This window comes from Arthrobacter sp. TJ-240, from assembly GCF_058269195.1.
Map to the genome: position 1 here is coordinate 309,859 of NZ_JBZCNG010000001.1, position 14,296 is coordinate 324,154.

Genomic DNA, 14,296 nt, shown 5'->3' on the forward strand with positions numbered 1-14,296 from the left:
CCCACCGACTACTACGCAAAGGCGCGCCATGACCCGACTCTCGGCCTCCACGCTGTCCTCCCTCCCGTCCACGCTGTCCGTTCCCACCTACGACCGGTCGGGGCTGACCGCGGGCATCGTCCACTTCGGCGTCGGCGGGTTCCACCGTGCGCACCAGGCCATGTACCTGGACCGCCTGCTCGAGACCGGCCAGGCGCGCGACTGGGCGATCCTCGGTGTCGGGGTGCTGCCCTCGGACGCCCGGATGAAGGCCGTGATGGACAGCCAGGACGGTCTCTACACCCTTGTCTCCAAGGCCCCCGACGGCTCCCGGGAGGCCCGCGTCATCGGGTCGATCATCGGTTTCCTCCTCGCTCCCGAGGATCCGGAGGCCGTCATCGAGGCGATCGCGGCACCGTCGGTCCGCATCGTGTCCATGACCATCACGGAGGGCGGCTACTGCATCGACCCCGTGACCGGCGTGGTGGACCCCGACCATCCGACCCTGCGCGCCGACCTGGAGCCGGGTGCGGTGCCGAGCACCGTCTTCGGCCTCGTCACGGAGGCGCTGGCGCGTCGACGCCGTCGCGGCCTGCCGGGGCTGACCGTGATGTCCTGCGACAACATCCAGGGCAACGGCGATACCGCCCGGTCCGTCTTCGCGGCCTTCGCCCGGCTGCGCGACCCGGACCTCGCCGCGTGGATCGAGCAGGAGGTCACCTTCCCGAACTCCATGGTGGACCGGATCACCCCGGCGACACGGGACGAGGACCGCGACGAGGTGGCGACCGACTTCGGGCTCGCCGACGCCTGGCCGGTGGTGTGCGAGGACTTCGAGCAGTGGGTCCTCGAGGACCACTTCGCGCAGGGACGCCCCGCCTGGGAGGACGCGGGCGTGCAGCTCGTGGACGACGTCGAACCGTACGAGCTCATGAAGCTCCGGCTGCTCAACGTCAGCCACCAGGCGCTCTGCTACCCCGGCTACCTGGCCGGGTACCGCCTGGTGCACGAGGTCTGCCAGCATCCGGACTTCGCCGGGTACCTCCTGAACTACATGGAGCAGGAGGCCACTCCCACGCTCCGGCCCGTGCCCGGCGTCGACCTCGACGCCTACCGGCGCCAGCTCATCTCGCGGTTCTCGAACGCGGCCGTCCGCGACACCGTCCCCCGGCTGTGCGCCGAGAGCTCGGACCGCATCCCGAAGTGGCTCGTCCCCGTCATCCGGGACAACCTCGAGGCCGGCAGGAGCATCCGCTACGGCGCCGCGATCATCGCCACCTGGGCACGCTACGCCGAGGGGACGGACGAGGCGGGAGAGCCCATCGAGGTCGTCGACCGGCTGCGGGACCAGGTCACGGCGGCAGCCGCGCGCACCCGGACGGACCCGCTCGCGTTCCTCCGGCAGCAGGACCTGTTCCTCGACCTCGCCGAGCAGCCCGTGTTCGTGAAGTCCTACCTCGAGGCGCTGGACACGCTCCACACCCAGGGCGCCGCGGCGCTCGTGGCCGCGCTGGCGGACTAGCCCCCGCGCGGCCTGCCCGATCAGGTCAGGAACCAGTTCCGGGCCGGATTCTCGACGCCGGGTGCCTCGCGCCGCGCGCGCTCCGTGCCGGGCTGCGCCACCCAGTCGACGGCGTTGGCGAGCACGCGCTGCACCTGCGGGTGGTGGTAGACCGGGTACTCCTGGTCGCCGGGGCTGAAGTAGAAGATCCGGCCCTTCCCGCGGGAGAACGTGACGCCCGAGCGGAACACCTCGCCGCCCTCGAAGGAACTGATGAAGATCAGATCGTCGGGTTCGGGGATGTCGAACAGCTCGCCGTACATCTCCTGCTCGGGGATCACGATCGGGCTCTCGATGCCCGCCGCGATCGGGTGCGACGGCTTGACGGTCCACACGAGCTCGCGTTCGCCGTCGTTCCTCCACTTCAGCGAGCACGTGGTCCCGAGGAGCCGCGTGAGGATCTTCGAGAAGTGCCCCGAGTGCAGCACCACGAGGCCCATGCCGCCGAGGACGTGGCGGTGCACACGCTCCACGACGGCGTCGGACACCTCGCCGTGGGCGATGTGCCCCCACCACAGCAGCACGTCGGTGCCCGCGAGCCGTTCCTCGGTGAGGCCGTGCTCGGGGTCGGTGAGGGTGGCCGTGCTGATGTCGGAGCCCGGGAAGTAGCCGGCGAGGGCGTCCGCGATGGCCCCGTGGATGCCTCCCGGGTACATCTCGCCGATGGTGGCGGGTTCGTTGCGGGCCTCGTGGACGCCCTCGTTCCAGACGACGACGGTCGGTTTGCCGTCGAACGTGGTGCTCGCTGTCGTGTCGGTCGTCATCAGAGCTGGATCTCCCGGTGCTGGGCTGCGGATGCGTAGCAGGCGTCGATGATCCGGGCACGGCCCAGCGCGAGCGAGCCGTCGTGGCGGCCCCACTCGGATTCGCCCGCGCGGATGGCGGCGAGGAACTCGTCGACGACGCCCTGGTGGCCGAGCGACGGACCGACCTCCGGGTCGTAGTCGCCCTTCTCGCTGAAGACATGCAGGGATTCCCGGGCGTCGTCCGGTCCGCCCCGCCGGGTCAGCTCTGCCCCGCCGTCGGTGCCGTAGACGCGGAAGTCCAGCAGGTCGTCGGCGTCGCGGTAGGCGGCCCAGCCCGCCTCGACCAGCAGCGTGGCGCCTCCTTCGAGGCGGATGAACGCCGAGGCGAAGTCCTCCACCTCGAACGCCGAACCCATGGCCTGGGCACTGTATCCGCCGCCGCCGCCCCGGCCCTGCGGTCCGAGCTCGGAGTAGGCCGACGCCGAGACGGACAGGACCTTCGGCTCGCCGAGCAGGTGCAGCGCGTAGTCGATCACGTGCACGCCGATGTCCGCGAGCGGACCGCCACCGGCCATCTCCCGGTTCGTGAACCAGCTGCCCAGGGAGGGGATACCGGAGCGGCGCAGCCAGGAGGCCTTGGCGTAGTAGGGGCGGCCGAGCCCGCCGTCGTCGATCACGCGCTTGAGCGCCGTGATGTCGCCGCGGCGCCGGTGGTTGAAGGCCACCTCGAGGACGCGCCCGGCACTGCGGGCGGCGTCGACCATGAGCTGGCCCTCGTCGCCGTTCCGGGCGATCGGCTTCTCGCTGAGCACATGGAGGCCGCGTTCGAGGGCTGCGACCGTGATCGGTGCGTGCAGGAACGTGGGCACGGCCACGCTGACGGCGTCGAGTCCCTCGAGGGCGATCAGGTCCTCCCAGCGCTCGACCGCGTGCGGGATGCCGTACTCGTCAGAGAGCCCGGCGAGGAGGTCCGGCTCCATGCCGGCCAGTCCGAGGATCTCGACGTCGGCGCTGTTCGCATAGGCCTCGAGGTGCTGGCGGCCGGCCCAGCCGATGCCCACCACCCCCACCTTCAGGCGGCGTTGCTTCGGGCGCTGCGGATCGGGCGGGGTCTGGTGCACGGCGGAGGTCCTTCGTGGGTGGGAGTCTTCTCCCTGCAGTCCTACCGCCTCGCCGCGGGTACTGTCCACGCGGCGTCCCGGGAAGTCTTTTCGGCCGCACCCCGTTACCGCTGGTAGACGCACCGTCCGGGTGCCCGAATCGGAGGACAGCCATGACCATCGCCATCACCGGAGCCACCGGCCAGCTCGGCCGCCTCGTCGTCGAGCAACTGCTGGCGCGCGGCGTCGACCCGTCGACCATCGTGGCCGGCGGACGCAACGAGGACGTACTCGCCCGCCTGGCCGGGCAGGGCGTCCGCACGGCACGTATGGACTACGCCGACGCGTCCACGCTCGACGCCGCCTTCGCCGGCGTGGAGAAGGTCCTCCTCATCTCGGGCAATGAGCCGGGCAAGCGGTCCGTGCAGCACAAGGCCGTGATCGACGCCGCGCGCCGCGTAAACGCGTCGCTGGTCTACACGAGCGCGCCGAGGGCCACGACGACGCCGCTCGTCCTCGCCCCCGAGCACAAGGCCACCGAGGGACTGCTCGAGGGGTCCGGCCTCACGTACACCGTGCTGCGTAACAACTGGTACACCGAGAACTACGACGGCGTCATCCGCCAGGCCGCGTCCACGGGCGGCCTCCTGACGGGTGCAGGCAACGGGAGGGTCGCCAGCGCACCGCGGCGCGACTTCGCCGAGGCGGCCGCCGTCGTCCTGCTGTCCGACGACTACGCGGGCGAGATCCTCGAACTCGGCGGCGACGAGCCCTGGACGTTCGACGAGCTCGCCGCGACGGTCACCGAGGTGAGCGGCACACCCGTCACCGTGGAGAAGCTCTCCGGGGACGAGTACGTCGCGGCGCTCATGGCCGCGGGGCTCGACGAGGGCACGGCACGCTTCACGGCCGCGCTGGACGCCAACATCGCCGACGGGGTCCTGGCCGACAGCGACGGCGCCCTGGCGCGCATCATCGGCCGCCCGACGACGCCGCTGAGGGAGTACGTCGCCGAACTGCTGGACCAGTAGGTTCCCGCGGTCCGGCCGGCCGCCGTCTTCCCGGATGTCGGGCCTGCTGGTGCGTGTCGGCGGGCCCGACGGACGCGGCGCTACGCTGGCAGGACGACGGCGCAACCGGAAGGACGCAGCGTGCCCCCTGAGCAGGGCCTCTCCGTAGGACAGCTGGCCGCGCGCAGCGGCATGAGCGTCTCCGCCCTGCACTTCTACGAACGCCAGGGCCTGATCCAGAGCCGCCGCACCTCGGGCAACCAGCGCCGCTACGACCGCGCGATCCTCCGCCGCGTCGCCGTGATCCGGGCCGCGCAACGCGCCGGCATCCCCCTCGCCACGGTCGCGAAGGCGTTCGCCGAACTGCCGAGGGACGGCGTCCCGGATCAGGAGGACTGGCAGCGGCTGTCCGCCGCGTGGCAGCAGGAGATCGAGCAACGCATCGCGCAGCTCGAACACCTGCGGGACCGGCTGGGCGGCTGCATCGGCTGTGGCTGCCTGTCCCTGGCCACCTGCGGCTTCGTCAACCCCGACGACGACGCCGGGCGGCGCGGCATCCCGTCCACACTCCTCGATCCCTGATCCCTGATCCCTCGATTTGACCTCGACCTTTGTTGAGGTTCTAGCGTTGACGGCATGACTGCCCCCGCGGACCACGCGCTCCTCACCGCCGACCTCTTCAAGAACGCCTTCCGCACCCATCCGGCGGGCATCGCGGTCATCACGGCGCAGGGACCGGACGGACCGGTGGGCCTGACGGCGTCGTCGGTGTCGTCGGTCTCGGCCGAACCGCCCGTCCTCGCCTTCTCCGTGTCGACGGTGTCGTCGTCGGCCGCGGCCCTCGTCCGGTCGGACACCCTCGTGGTGCACCTGCTGGGCGCCGACCAGCTCGAGATCGCCCGGCTGTTCGCGACCCGCGGCGCCGACCGCTTCGGCGGGGCAGCCGCCTGGCGCCCGCTACCGACGGGCGAGCCGCTGCTGGCCGATGCACCGTGGGCGCTGCGCTGCAGCATCCTGCACCGGCTTCCGGTCGGCGGATCGATGATCGTCGCCGCGGAGGTCCTGGCCATCGAGCAGAGCGGGCCCGACGGCTCCACGCCGCTCGTCTACCACAACCGCTCCTACCACCGGCTGGACGACCGGTCCATGATGGCCTGACTCCTCACGGCACCGGGATCAGCCGGACCGGGTTGCCCGGCGCCCAACCCTCGACACGGTCGCCCGGGCGACCCACGCTGCCGGATGCCGCGCCTTGACGAAGCCCCGAGGGCAGTGCGCTCAATCAGTTGCTTAGGCAACCTAAGAAATAGCACGGAGCGTCGTCATCGAAGGAGGAAAGCCATGAGCGGAGCACTGCAGCGCCTCGGCTCCTTCACGGTCGTCGGGACGGTCGCGTTCGTCGTCGACATCTCGGTGTACAACATCCTCGCCTCGGGCTTCGGCGTCGGGCCGATCACGTCGAAGATGGCCTCCGTGACCCTGGCCACCGGCGTCTCCTGGCTGGGCAGCCACTACGTCACCTTCCGCCAGTTCGCCGGTCGCCCGAAGCGCGATGAGGCCGTCCTGTTCGGCCTGACGAACCTCGTGGGCCTCGGCATCGCGGCCGCCTGCCTCTTCGTCTCGCACTACGTCCTCGGGCTCACGAGTCCGCTGGCCGACAACATCTCCGGGAACGTCGTGGGCCTCCTGCTCGGCAACGTGTTCCGCTACCTCGCCTACCGCTTCTTCGTCTTCCGCCCGTCGGCCCTCGAACATGCCTGAGCGCGGCGGCTCCACCGGATGCGCTCGCCGTCTTTCCCGCCTTCCGTGTATGGACCGCGCGGCGGACCGGGACACGCAGCGGCTCGACCACCGGTCGCCCAAGACCCGGTGCCGACGGCGGGCGCTCCCCCTGCAGGGTACCGGGACGGCAGCCGAGGACCCCGGCTACCCGGATCCGACGCCCCTTGGCAAGCGTCCGGACCAGGGCATGAGGCCCGCCGGCGACCACGGGCGGACCGTACGACGGAACGGACCTGTCAGCGTGCTGCCGGCGGCCGCCCCGTCGCTCCCGCAGCCGTTCGCCGCCCCTCGGAAGAGACTCCGCCATGCACCTTCCCGCCATCGTCAGCGCCCTGGCCCTGAGCAGCGGGATCCTGCTCTCGGCTCCGGCAGCGGCCCCGGCGATGGGCCCTGCGACCGTCGGACCTGGCATCCCGTCCTCGGAGCCCGCCCTGCCTCCCCCTGAGGAAGCCATCGCACCGCCCGTCGCCCCCGGGCCGCCCACTGCGGATCCCGCTCCGTCGCCGACGAATCCCGCTCCGCCGCCGACGGACCCCACCATCCCGCCGGTCCGACCGGCCCAACCGACGGCTCCCCCGGCCGTCCCGCCCACCGCGCCTCCCGTGATCCCGCCGACGGGCGGGGTCACGGACCCGCCGGCTCCGCCCACCGTGCCGCCCGGACCCGATCCCGCTCCACCCACCGACCCCGAGCAGCCTGCACCCCTGGTGCCCGCGCCGCTGGAACCGGCAGCACCGGCGCCAACACGGGCGCCAACACGGGCGCCAACACGGGCGCCACCACCGGCGCCAACTCCCGCGGGAACCCGGAACGACGCCTCCGGCGGGCAGGTGTTCCGGGCCCCGGCGCAGCAGCCGTCGGACCCGCTCCCGGGCACGTCCGCTACCGCGTCGACCACCCCCGGGTCACCGCCCCGGGACGAGGCAGCAGCGGGTGAGGACGTGGAGCAGGCGAGCCTCGCCCCGTCGGGGCGCTACGTCGCCGCCGGCGTACTCAGCCTCGTGGTGCTCGCGCTGGCAGTCGCGGTCGCCGTCGTCGTCTGGCCGAGGCGCCGCAAGCACACGCCCTAGGGCGCCCGCGCGGGCCCGGCCCGCCGTCGTTCGTCCCTTCCGGCACCGGAGCCGCTCGTGGCAGGGAAACCTGCCGCACCCCGGCCCTCGGACGCGCAGAACCCGGGAAGGACGGCGGGGCGGACGGGAACGCAGAAGGAGCCGGGAGTGACCTCCCGGCTCCTTCCGTGCATTCCGCTGTCGCGAAGGGACTAACGGACGTGCAGGGTCAGCATGCCCGTCGAATTGGACTGCACCACTTCGATCTTCGTCCCGGTACCGGCGACGACGACGGAACCCTGCGGGTTCGTGGCGTCGTAGTAGGCGTTGGGGTTGGTGTCGTCGAAGACGGGGACGCCGGACTGCGACGGCACGGTGGCCGTCGTCATGCCCGCGGCCGTCTCACGGTGCAGGCTCAGCGGATCGGTGGCCTCCTTGCCGAAGGTGGCGTCGAAGCTCTGGATGCGGTTGCGGAGCGCGGTGCCGTCGGACCAGGTGAGGGCCTTGGGGTGTGCGTCCACGGGCAGGGCCAGGCCGGCGCCGGGGTGCTGGCGCGTGTTGTTGTTTGCCTGCGCGGTGTTCCAGTACGTGATGCTCAGGCCGTCCTGATACCTGTAGTGCTCCACCGTGTCGGGGGCGGTCACGCCCCAGCCGAAGTTGTACGGGCCGGTGGCGAGTGTGGCGTCGTAGCCCGCGTACACCCGGTTCTCGGCGATGTAGAAGCGGTTCTTGCCGGCGGCGTCCTTCGGCAGGTTCACGACGACGGCCTGCGGGGCCTTGGTCGCGTGGAACGAGGGGCCGATCTTGTGGGTCGACTTCACCCCCGTCGTGGCGACGTCGTAGTCGAGCCAGCCGAGCTGCAGCTTCTCCCAGGCGCCCATGTGGTTGGGCGTGGTGCCGATCGATCCGTCGCCGTGGCCGAGCCATGAACCGGAACTCATGAGCGTCCAGAAGCCGGTGCCGTTCTCGCCGCCGCTCGTGTCGTACAGGTCGGGCAGGCCGAGGTCATGGCCGTACTCGTGCGCGAAGACACCGAGGCCGCCGTTCTCGGGCTCCGTGGTGTAGTCGCGGATCCAGACGTTCGACTTGCCGATCTTGATGCCGCCGAAGGGGTTGGCGGCGGGGCCGGCAGTGCCGCGGCCCGCCTGACCGACCGCCCAGCGGTGCGACCAGATGGCCGACGACGCCGCGCCGGCCTCCTCGCCCTCACCGGCGTGGATGGCCTGGAAGTGGTCGATGTAGCCGTCGGCCTCGTTGAAGTCGCCGTCCTTGTCGAAGTCGTAGCGATCCCACTGGTCGAAGCCCGCGAGGTACGCGTCGATCTCGGCGGCCGTCTTGCCGGCCGCGATCTGCGCGTCGTACCAGGCGTTCGCGGTGTCCTGCACGAAGCGGGTCATGTCCGCCTGGCTCTCGGTCTCGCCGTAGCTGGCAGAGGTGTAGGGGACGGTCACCCAGTCGCTGACGTCGCCGTCGACCGTGTACCGGCCACTCGACATCTCCTCGTAGACGCCCTTCAGCGACTCGCCCTCCGTGCCGAAGAACAGGTCGAGGTAGTGCTCACGGTCGAAGGTGTCGGACCAGTAGGTGGAGTTGTCCACCGCGCGGTTCGGCTCCTTGATCGCGCCGTGCGTGGGGCCCGGGGTGGAGGCCGGGAAGCGGGGGTCCACCTTGTCGCCGAAGTCGACGAGGAAGGACAGGATCTGGTCGCTCTCCTGCAGGCCGTACTGCGCCCACTGGCCGGGAGCGACCTTGACGGACTTGGAGCCGTTCCGGTCCTCGACCTTCGCCTCGCCGGAGATGACCTTCTCCACGCCCTGCTGGTTGAGGTCGCGGCGCTCCTCGGCCGCAGGATCGGAGCGGTCATCGAGCTTCTGCGCGGCGCCGTCGGCGCTGGGCGAGGACGTGAACGACGACGCCGCGGTCGGCGAGTCGGCCGCGATGCCGGTAGTGGCCTGCGCGCTCACGGGAGCGAGCACGACGGCGGCGGTCACGGCGAGCGCCATCGCGCACCGTAGCCCCCGGGGACGAGTGGTGAGATTCAAGGGTTCTCCTTCATGAAATATCCCAGCTGATGTGAAGCGCGCTCAGGTCAGATGCCTGAGATCACGAACATGTTGCCTAGGTCACATGTTCTGACTGGGACGCTAGCACCGGCCCCGGACACTTTCAGGATCGGTTGCGTTCTGTGAACCATCGGCGTGCTGCAGTCTGGCGTGATGGCGATCGGCGTCCTATAGTGCCGTGCGGGAACGACGGCCGGGCGCAGCGATGACCCGGGCGCAGCGGCGCGACACGTCAGGCGAACGGCGCCAGGACCTTCGCGGCCTCGCCGAGCACCTCGGAGCGCGTGGTCGCATGGACGGAGAAGCGGATGCGGTCCTCCCCGTGCAGCGTCACGGTGATGCCGGCGTCCGCCAGCGCCGCATGCGCCTCGGCCGCGCGCCCGGGGATGCCGGCCACCACGATCCCGGCGCGGTCCGCACGCTCCCGCGGTGAGAGGACGTCCACACCCGCGGTATCGAGCTGCTCGATGAGCGCCTGGGCGTGGGTGGCGACGATGCCCTCGATCGCCGGCACGCCCACCGACTCGATCAGGGCGAGGGCCTCCGCGAAGCCCCCGGTCGCATACGGCGAGAGGTTCGAGATGGAGAAGCGCTGCGCTCCTGGCAGCGGCGGGTGCTCCTCGCCGTCGTACCGGCGGGACCCGGTGACGCCGGTCCATCCGGTGAGCAGCGGGTCGATCCGCTCGAGGGCCCGCGGAGAGACAGCGAGCGCCGCGACGCCCCAGCCGGCGCGGATCCACTTCTGCGCCCCGGCGACGAGCACGTCGGCGAGCGTCCACTCCAGGTCCGCGACGCCGAAGCCCTGGATGCCGTCGACCACCAGCAGCCGGTCGGGCCCGATCGCTGCGCGGATCCCCGCGAGGTCGGCGCGGTAGCCGGTGCGGAAGTCGACGGCGCTGACGCTCACCGCGACGGTGTCGTCCGTCAGTCCGCGGGCGACGATGTCGGGCGTCATCCGGGTGCCGGGTCCACCGACCAGCTCCACGCGCGCCCGTCCCGCGGCGCTCGTGCGCAGCCAGGGATAGGTGTTGGCCGGGAATTCTCCGGCACTGACGAGCACCGATCCGCCCGTCAGGCCGAACGCCACCTGGAACAGTCCGAGCGAGGTGCTGGCGGTCAGGCCGACGTTCTCGAGGGGGAATCCGCTGAGCCGCGCGAAGGCTTCCCGAGCGCGGAGGTCCTCCCCGTACAGGGCCTCACCCGCCTCGCCCCCGTCGCCGGCGATTCCCAGGAGATGTGCCACCCGCTCGCGGACGGCACGCGACGGCGGGCCGAAACTCGCGAAGTTCAGGTACCCGTGCGCTTCGGTGAAGGACGCCTGGTAGGACGCGAAGGCCGCGGCGTCGTGCTCGGCGGGGCTGCTCATCCGGCCATGATCCTCTCGAGCGCTTCGGTGTGTCCCAGCAGCCCGGGCAGTCCCCCGGTGTGCCAGAACACGACGCGCCGACCGCGGACCAGCTCGCCGTGCCGGGCCGCGCGCAGGAGCCCGGCCATGGCGCGTGCCGTGTAGGTGGGATCGAGGACGAGGCCCTCGGCGCGCGCGGCGAGGCGCATGGCCTCGAGGACGGCGTCCGTCACGGAGCCGTAGCCGGGCCCGAGCAGGCTCCCGTCGATCCGCAGGGCCGCGGCATCCGCGGGCTGTCCGGTCAGCTCCGCGACCATCCGGGCGACAGCCGGGGCCGGCTCGGACATCGCCCCGGTATCCACCCCGAGGACGCGGCCGGCGCCGAGCGACGAGACGAGGCCCGCCATGGTTCCGCCCGAACCGACCGCCACCACGACCTGCTCCACGGCGGGATCCTGGCCCAGGAGTTCCTCGCCCGCCGTCCGGTAGCCGGTGGCACCGAGGGCGTTCGACCCACCGAAGGGGATGACGGCGGGCCGTCGGCCCTGCGCGGCCAGCCCGTCCGCCACGTCCTGCACACGGGCGGCGAGCTCCTCGTCCGCGACGTCGCCGCACCAGTGCACGGTGGCGCCGAGCAGGGTGTCGAGGGCGATGTTGCCGATCGGTGCGGACTCCCCCGTCAGCACGAGGACGACGTCGACCCCGAGCCGGGCGCCCGCAGCAGCGGTCAGGCGGGCGTGGTTGCTCTGGGCCGCCCCACTCGTGACCAGCACGTCGGCGCCCTCCGCGAGCGCGGTTCCGGCGGTCCACTCGAGCTTGCGCACCTTGTTGCCGCCACCGCCGAGGCCGATGAGATCGTCCCGCTTGATCCAGAGGTCCTCGGGATCGAGGCCGAGGGCGGACGACAGGCGGGGCGCGGGTTCCAGCGGCGTCGGCCAGGATCCCAGGCCTGCCCGGACAGGGGTGCCCGCGGGCCGGACGATCGGACTCGTCATATGTTCCTCCACGTGCTCGTCGGCGTCCTCCCAGACGCTAGCGGATCCGCCGGCCACCTGGGGGCACCCAGCCTCGAGCGGACTCCCGGGCGGCAACCGGCCCCCTCGGCCTCAGCGCCGCTTGTTCCTGCCCTTGAGGAGCGCGTTGGGGCTGTTGGTGACGATCCTGGCGGACTCGTCCTCTGCCGCCTGTCCGCGGCCTGCACTACCGGCCGCGCGCCGCCCACGGCCCCTGGCGCCCCTGGAGTCTCCGGCATCGGGATCGGTCATCGCCTCGCCGTCGACGCTGCCGGCGATGCGCTCCTTCCGCACCTGCTCCCTCACCGTCGTCCTGCCGGTGACGGTGGCCTTGCCCAGCCGGACGCGCTCCACGGGCACGGTCTCCTTGCCCACCAGCACGGCATGCTCCTCGTGGCCCACGAACTCGACGATCTCCTCCTGGAACAGCGAGTCACCGGAGGCTGCCTCGGACCTCGTGACGGGCTCGCGCTCGATCCGCAGCTCCTCCCGCTGCACCGGCACGCGCAGTGCGGCTTCTTCCGTGACAACGTGCTTCCGCAGCCGGACACGGGCCGCCTCGTACGTCTCCGTCCCGACGCGGAGCCGTTCCTCCGAGCGGATCATCCACGGTTCGCCGTCGTCGTCGCGCCCCTCGTGCAGCGCCGGGTCGTCACTCGCCGACGCCGTCGTCGCCGTCGTCGTCGTCGTCGTCGAGTCCAGGCCGTAGTGCCGGAACAGCGCGCTCTCGTCCTCGGGGCTCAGCCGGCCGTCGCGCTCGGTCGAGGGGGCGTGGCGGATGAGGTCCCGCGGGTACGCGACGACGAGCCTGCCGTCCTGCACCGCGGCGCCGTCGAGCGGCACGAAGGACTCCCTGGTGCCGAACAGGCCGGTGTGCACGGTGATCCAGGCCGGCGTATCGGTGGCGTCGTCCAGGAACACCTCGCCCACCGTGCCCACCTTGTCCCCCTGGTGCGTGACGACGGCGCTGCGGTGGCCGAGAAGGGGTTCGAGATCGGGCATGTTGAGCATGGGGGTTCCTGTCGTCGGTGCCGCCCGCCTGAGGCGACGCATCTCGACAGAATAGAGCGGTTCAGCCCAACATAACAAGCATGCTTACTATCCGTGTCGGAGCCTGGCAGACGGACGGTGCTTGCGCTCCGGCGCGCGTCGCCGCCCGGCGCGTGCCCGGACGGTCCGCGTCAGCGTAGGGCGAGCGTGGCCAGCAGTTCGTCGGAGGCGGCCTGCGCCTCGAGGTCGTACGCCCCGCCGCTGACGAGCAACTCGTCGGCCCCCGTACGGGCCTTCAGCTCGACGAGTTGTCGCTCCACCTCGGGCGCCGTCCCGTACACGGCCGTGGTGAGCGATTCCCCGACGAGGCCCTCCTCCCGCGCGGACAACGGTCCGTCGGCGGCCTCGAGCGGCGGGAAGTACCCCCGTGTCCGGGAGACGGCTAGCGCACGGGCCTCGGGCAGGAGCAACCGCCGCGCCTCCGCCGTCGTGCCCGCGACGGCCACGTTCAGCGATGCCGTGATGTGCGGGGCGCCCCACCACGCGGACGGGCGGAAGGAGGCGCGGTAACGGTCGAGGGCGGGCTGGCTGTCACGGAACAGCGCGGGCCCCCCGAGCACGACGGCGAGTCCGGCCTCCGCGGCGAGGTCCACGCCCCGCCCCGTGGCGAGGACGAAGACGGGCGTATGACCGCCGTCCTGCGGGCGGGCCGTGATGGACGCGGTGCCGCCCAGGAAGGCGAGCAGCTCCGCGATGTCCTCCCCGAACCGGTCCGCCTCCTCCTTCCCGGTCCGCAGTGCCGACCGCACGGCCTGCGTGAAACCGAGCGACCGGCCGATCCCGAGGTCGAAGCGCCCGCCGGACAGGGCGGCCAGCGTCGCGGCCTGCTCGGCCACGACCAGGGGCTGATGGTTCGGCAGCATGATGCCGCCCGTGCCCACGCGGATCGTCGTCGTGGCCGAGAGGACGGCTGCTGCAAGCACGGTGGGCGCCGACCCCGCGATGCCGGGCACGCCGTGGTGCTCCGCGACCCAGAACCGCTGGAAACCGGACCGCTCGGCCCGGCGGGCCCGCACGATGACGTCCTGCAGCGTCCGGGCCTCGGGGGAGCCGAGGCGTGACTGGGCGCGGTCGAGGAGGGACACGCCGGCGAAGAGGGAGGTCATATCCGTGGAACCAGCGACGCCGCCGGGCCATTCCGGTAGTGTTGCGCCACGGGCGACGTCGACGTCGCCCGTGCCAGTCGAACAACGGGGTCCGGCCGGCCGACCACCAGCGGAGTCAGCGTCATGGGCATCTTCACCAGGGACCGTCGTCCACAGCAGCCCGCGCCGGCACCCCCGGCGCATGACGGGAACCGCGCCCTCCGCCTCGCGGACAGCATCGCCCACTCGCAGGCACGGCTCCTGCTGGTCGCCGACCGCATCGCCGCGGGCCGCGCGGAGCCCGGCGACGAGGCCCGAGTGCGCATCCAGTGCGAGATCACGGAGAGCTTCCGGAGGAGCCTGGAGAAGGTCGCAGTGCCGACCGGCCTGGGCGACGACGCCGAGTTGTGGCTGTGCACCATCACCACGCCGTCCGGCGCCGACGACCGGCAGCTCCGCCCCCACTGACGTCGGCGGTGCTCCCCTTCTCACGATAATGACGGTGGCGCGGGT

At 71.9% G+C, this 14,296-nt stretch carries 14 protein-coding genes; 7 read left to right on the forward strand and 7 right to left on the reverse strand.

From position 1 onward, the window contains the following. The first annotated feature begins 28 nt into the window (after positions 1-28). Positions 29-1,501 carry a mannitol dehydrogenase family protein gene (locus AC4D2C_RS01445; RefSeq protein WP_490911867.1) on the forward strand — a complete coding sequence of 491 codons (1,473 nt, stop codon included), beginning with the start codon at positions 29-31 and terminating at the stop codon, positions 1,499-1,501. Between the two features lie 20 nt (positions 1,502-1,521). On the opposite strand, the gene AC4D2C_RS01450 is transcribed toward AC4D2C_RS01445, so the two are convergent. Next, on the reverse strand, positions 1,522-2,304 hold the full coding sequence (locus AC4D2C_RS01450) for a ThuA domain-containing protein (protein ID WP_490911868.1): 783 nt from the start codon (positions 2,302-2,304) through the stop codon (positions 1,522-1,524). Beyond that, positions 2,304-3,407 (reverse strand): Gfo/Idh/MocA family protein, encoded by a 1,104-nt coding sequence (locus AC4D2C_RS01455; protein ID WP_490911869.1) that lies wholly within the window; start codon positions 3,405-3,407, stop codon positions 2,304-2,306. The genes AC4D2C_RS01450 and AC4D2C_RS01455 overlap by 1 nt, the downstream gene beginning before the upstream one ends. Positions 3,408-3,559: 152 nt before the next feature. On the opposite strand from AC4D2C_RS01455, the gene AC4D2C_RS01460 reads away from it, so the two are divergent. The 5 genes from AC4D2C_RS01460 (at position 3,560) to AC4D2C_RS01480 (ending at position 7,248) form a co-directional block, all read left to right on the forward strand. Beyond that, entirely contained in the window at positions 3,560-4,417 is an 858-nt protein-coding gene (locus tag AC4D2C_RS01460; protein ID WP_490911870.1) for an SDR family oxidoreductase, read from the forward strand. A gap of 120 nt (positions 4,418-4,537) precedes the next feature. Continuing rightward, entirely contained in the window at positions 4,538-4,978 is a 441-nt protein-coding gene (gene soxR, locus AC4D2C_RS01465) for a redox-sensitive transcriptional activator SoxR (protein WP_490911871.1), read from the forward strand. 54 nt (positions 4,979-5,032) lie between these two features. Then, positions 5,033-5,554 carry a flavin reductase family protein gene (locus tag AC4D2C_RS01470; RefSeq protein WP_490911872.1) on the forward strand — a complete coding sequence of 174 codons (522 nt, stop codon included), beginning with the start codon at positions 5,033-5,035 and terminating at the stop codon, positions 5,552-5,554. A gap of 183 nt (positions 5,555-5,737) precedes the next feature. Next, positions 5,738-6,157, forward strand: coding sequence for a GtrA family protein (locus AC4D2C_RS01475; protein WP_490911873.1), 420 nt, complete (start codon positions 5,738-5,740; stop codon positions 6,155-6,157). A 326-nt stretch (positions 6,158-6,483) separates the two neighbouring features. After that, complete coding sequence (locus AC4D2C_RS01480) at positions 6,484-7,248, forward strand: hypothetical protein (RefSeq protein ID WP_490911874.1); 765 nt, start codon at positions 6,484-6,486, stop codon at positions 7,246-7,248. A gap of 191 nt (positions 7,249-7,439) precedes the next feature. Here the strand turns inward: AC4D2C_RS01480 and AC4D2C_RS01485 are convergent, their stop codons facing one another. The 5 genes from AC4D2C_RS01485 to AC4D2C_RS01505 form a co-directional block, all read right to left on the reverse strand. Next, positions 7,440-9,269: an immune inhibitor A domain-containing protein gene (locus AC4D2C_RS01485; protein ID WP_490911875.1), complete on the reverse strand. Its 1,830-nt coding sequence runs from the start codon at positions 9,267-9,269 to the stop codon at positions 7,440-7,442. Positions 9,270-9,522: 253 nt separating this feature from the next. Beyond that, on the reverse strand, positions 9,523-10,656 hold the full coding sequence (locus AC4D2C_RS01490; protein ID WP_490911876.1) for an aminotransferase class V-fold PLP-dependent enzyme: 1,134 nt from the start codon (positions 10,654-10,656) through the stop codon (positions 9,523-9,525). Further along, on the reverse strand, positions 10,653-11,630 hold the full coding sequence (locus AC4D2C_RS01495; RefSeq protein ID WP_490911877.1) for a D-cysteine desulfhydrase family protein: 978 nt from the start codon (positions 11,628-11,630) through the stop codon (positions 10,653-10,655). Before AC4D2C_RS01495 ends, AC4D2C_RS01490 begins: the two co-directional genes overlap by 4 nt. A gap of 111 nt (positions 11,631-11,741) precedes the next feature. After that, the gene (locus AC4D2C_RS01500) at positions 11,742-12,659 is read right to left on the reverse strand and encodes a PRC and DUF2382 domain-containing protein (RefSeq protein WP_490911878.1); all 918 of its coding nucleotides are present in this window, start codon (positions 12,657-12,659) and stop codon (positions 11,742-11,744) included. A gap of 170 nt (positions 12,660-12,829) precedes the next feature. Next, complete coding sequence (locus AC4D2C_RS01505) at positions 12,830-13,804, reverse strand: MsnO8 family LLM class oxidoreductase (RefSeq protein WP_490911879.1); 975 nt, start codon at positions 13,802-13,804, stop codon at positions 12,830-12,832. A 123-nt stretch (positions 13,805-13,927) separates the two neighbouring features. Between AC4D2C_RS01505 and AC4D2C_RS01510 the strand changes: the two genes are divergently transcribed. Continuing rightward, on the forward strand, positions 13,928-14,251 hold the full coding sequence (locus tag AC4D2C_RS01510; protein ID WP_490911880.1) for a hypothetical protein: 324 nt from the start codon (positions 13,928-13,930) through the stop codon (positions 14,249-14,251). Positions 14,252-14,296 lie beyond the last annotated feature (45 nt).

Bases quoted from the DNA above. Each gene is read 5' to 3' on its own strand.
- AC4D2C_RS01445 (WP_490911867.1), top strand. From the start codon at position 29: ATGACCCGACTCTCGGCCTCCACGCTGTCCTCCCTCCCGTCCACGCTG.
- AC4D2C_RS01450 (WP_490911868.1), bottom strand. From the start codon at position 2,304: ATGACGACCGACACGACAGCGAGCACCACGTTCGACGGCAAACCGACC.
- AC4D2C_RS01460 (WP_490911870.1), top strand. From the start codon at position 3,560: ATGACCATCGCCATCACCGGAGCCACCGGCCAGCTCGGCCGCCTCGTC.
- AC4D2C_RS01470 (WP_490911872.1), top strand. From the start codon at position 5,033: ATGACTGCCCCCGCGGACCACGCGCTCCTCACCGCCGACCTCTTCAAG.
- AC4D2C_RS01475 (WP_490911873.1), top strand. From the start codon at position 5,738: ATGAGCGGAGCACTGCAGCGCCTCGGCTCCTTCACGGTCGTCGGGACG.
- AC4D2C_RS01480 (WP_490911874.1), top strand. From the start codon at position 6,484: ATGCACCTTCCCGCCATCGTCAGCGCCCTGGCCCTGAGCAGCGGGATC.
- AC4D2C_RS01490 (WP_490911876.1), bottom strand. From the start codon at position 10,656: ATGAGCAGCCCCGCCGAGCACGACGCCGCGGCCTTCGCGTCCTACCAG.
- AC4D2C_RS01495 (WP_490911877.1), bottom strand. From the start codon at position 11,630: ATGACGAGTCCGATCGTCCGGCCCGCGGGCACCCCTGTCCGGGCAGGC.
- AC4D2C_RS01500 (WP_490911878.1), bottom strand. From the start codon at position 12,659: ATGCTCAACATGCCCGATCTCGAACCCCTTCTCGGCCACCGCAGCGCC.
- AC4D2C_RS01505 (WP_490911879.1), bottom strand. From the start codon at position 13,804: ATGACCTCCCTCTTCGCCGGCGTGTCCCTCCTCGACCGCGCCCAGTCA.
- AC4D2C_RS01510 (WP_490911880.1), top strand. From the start codon at position 13,928: ATGGGCATCTTCACCAGGGACCGTCGTCCACAGCAGCCCGCGCCGGCA.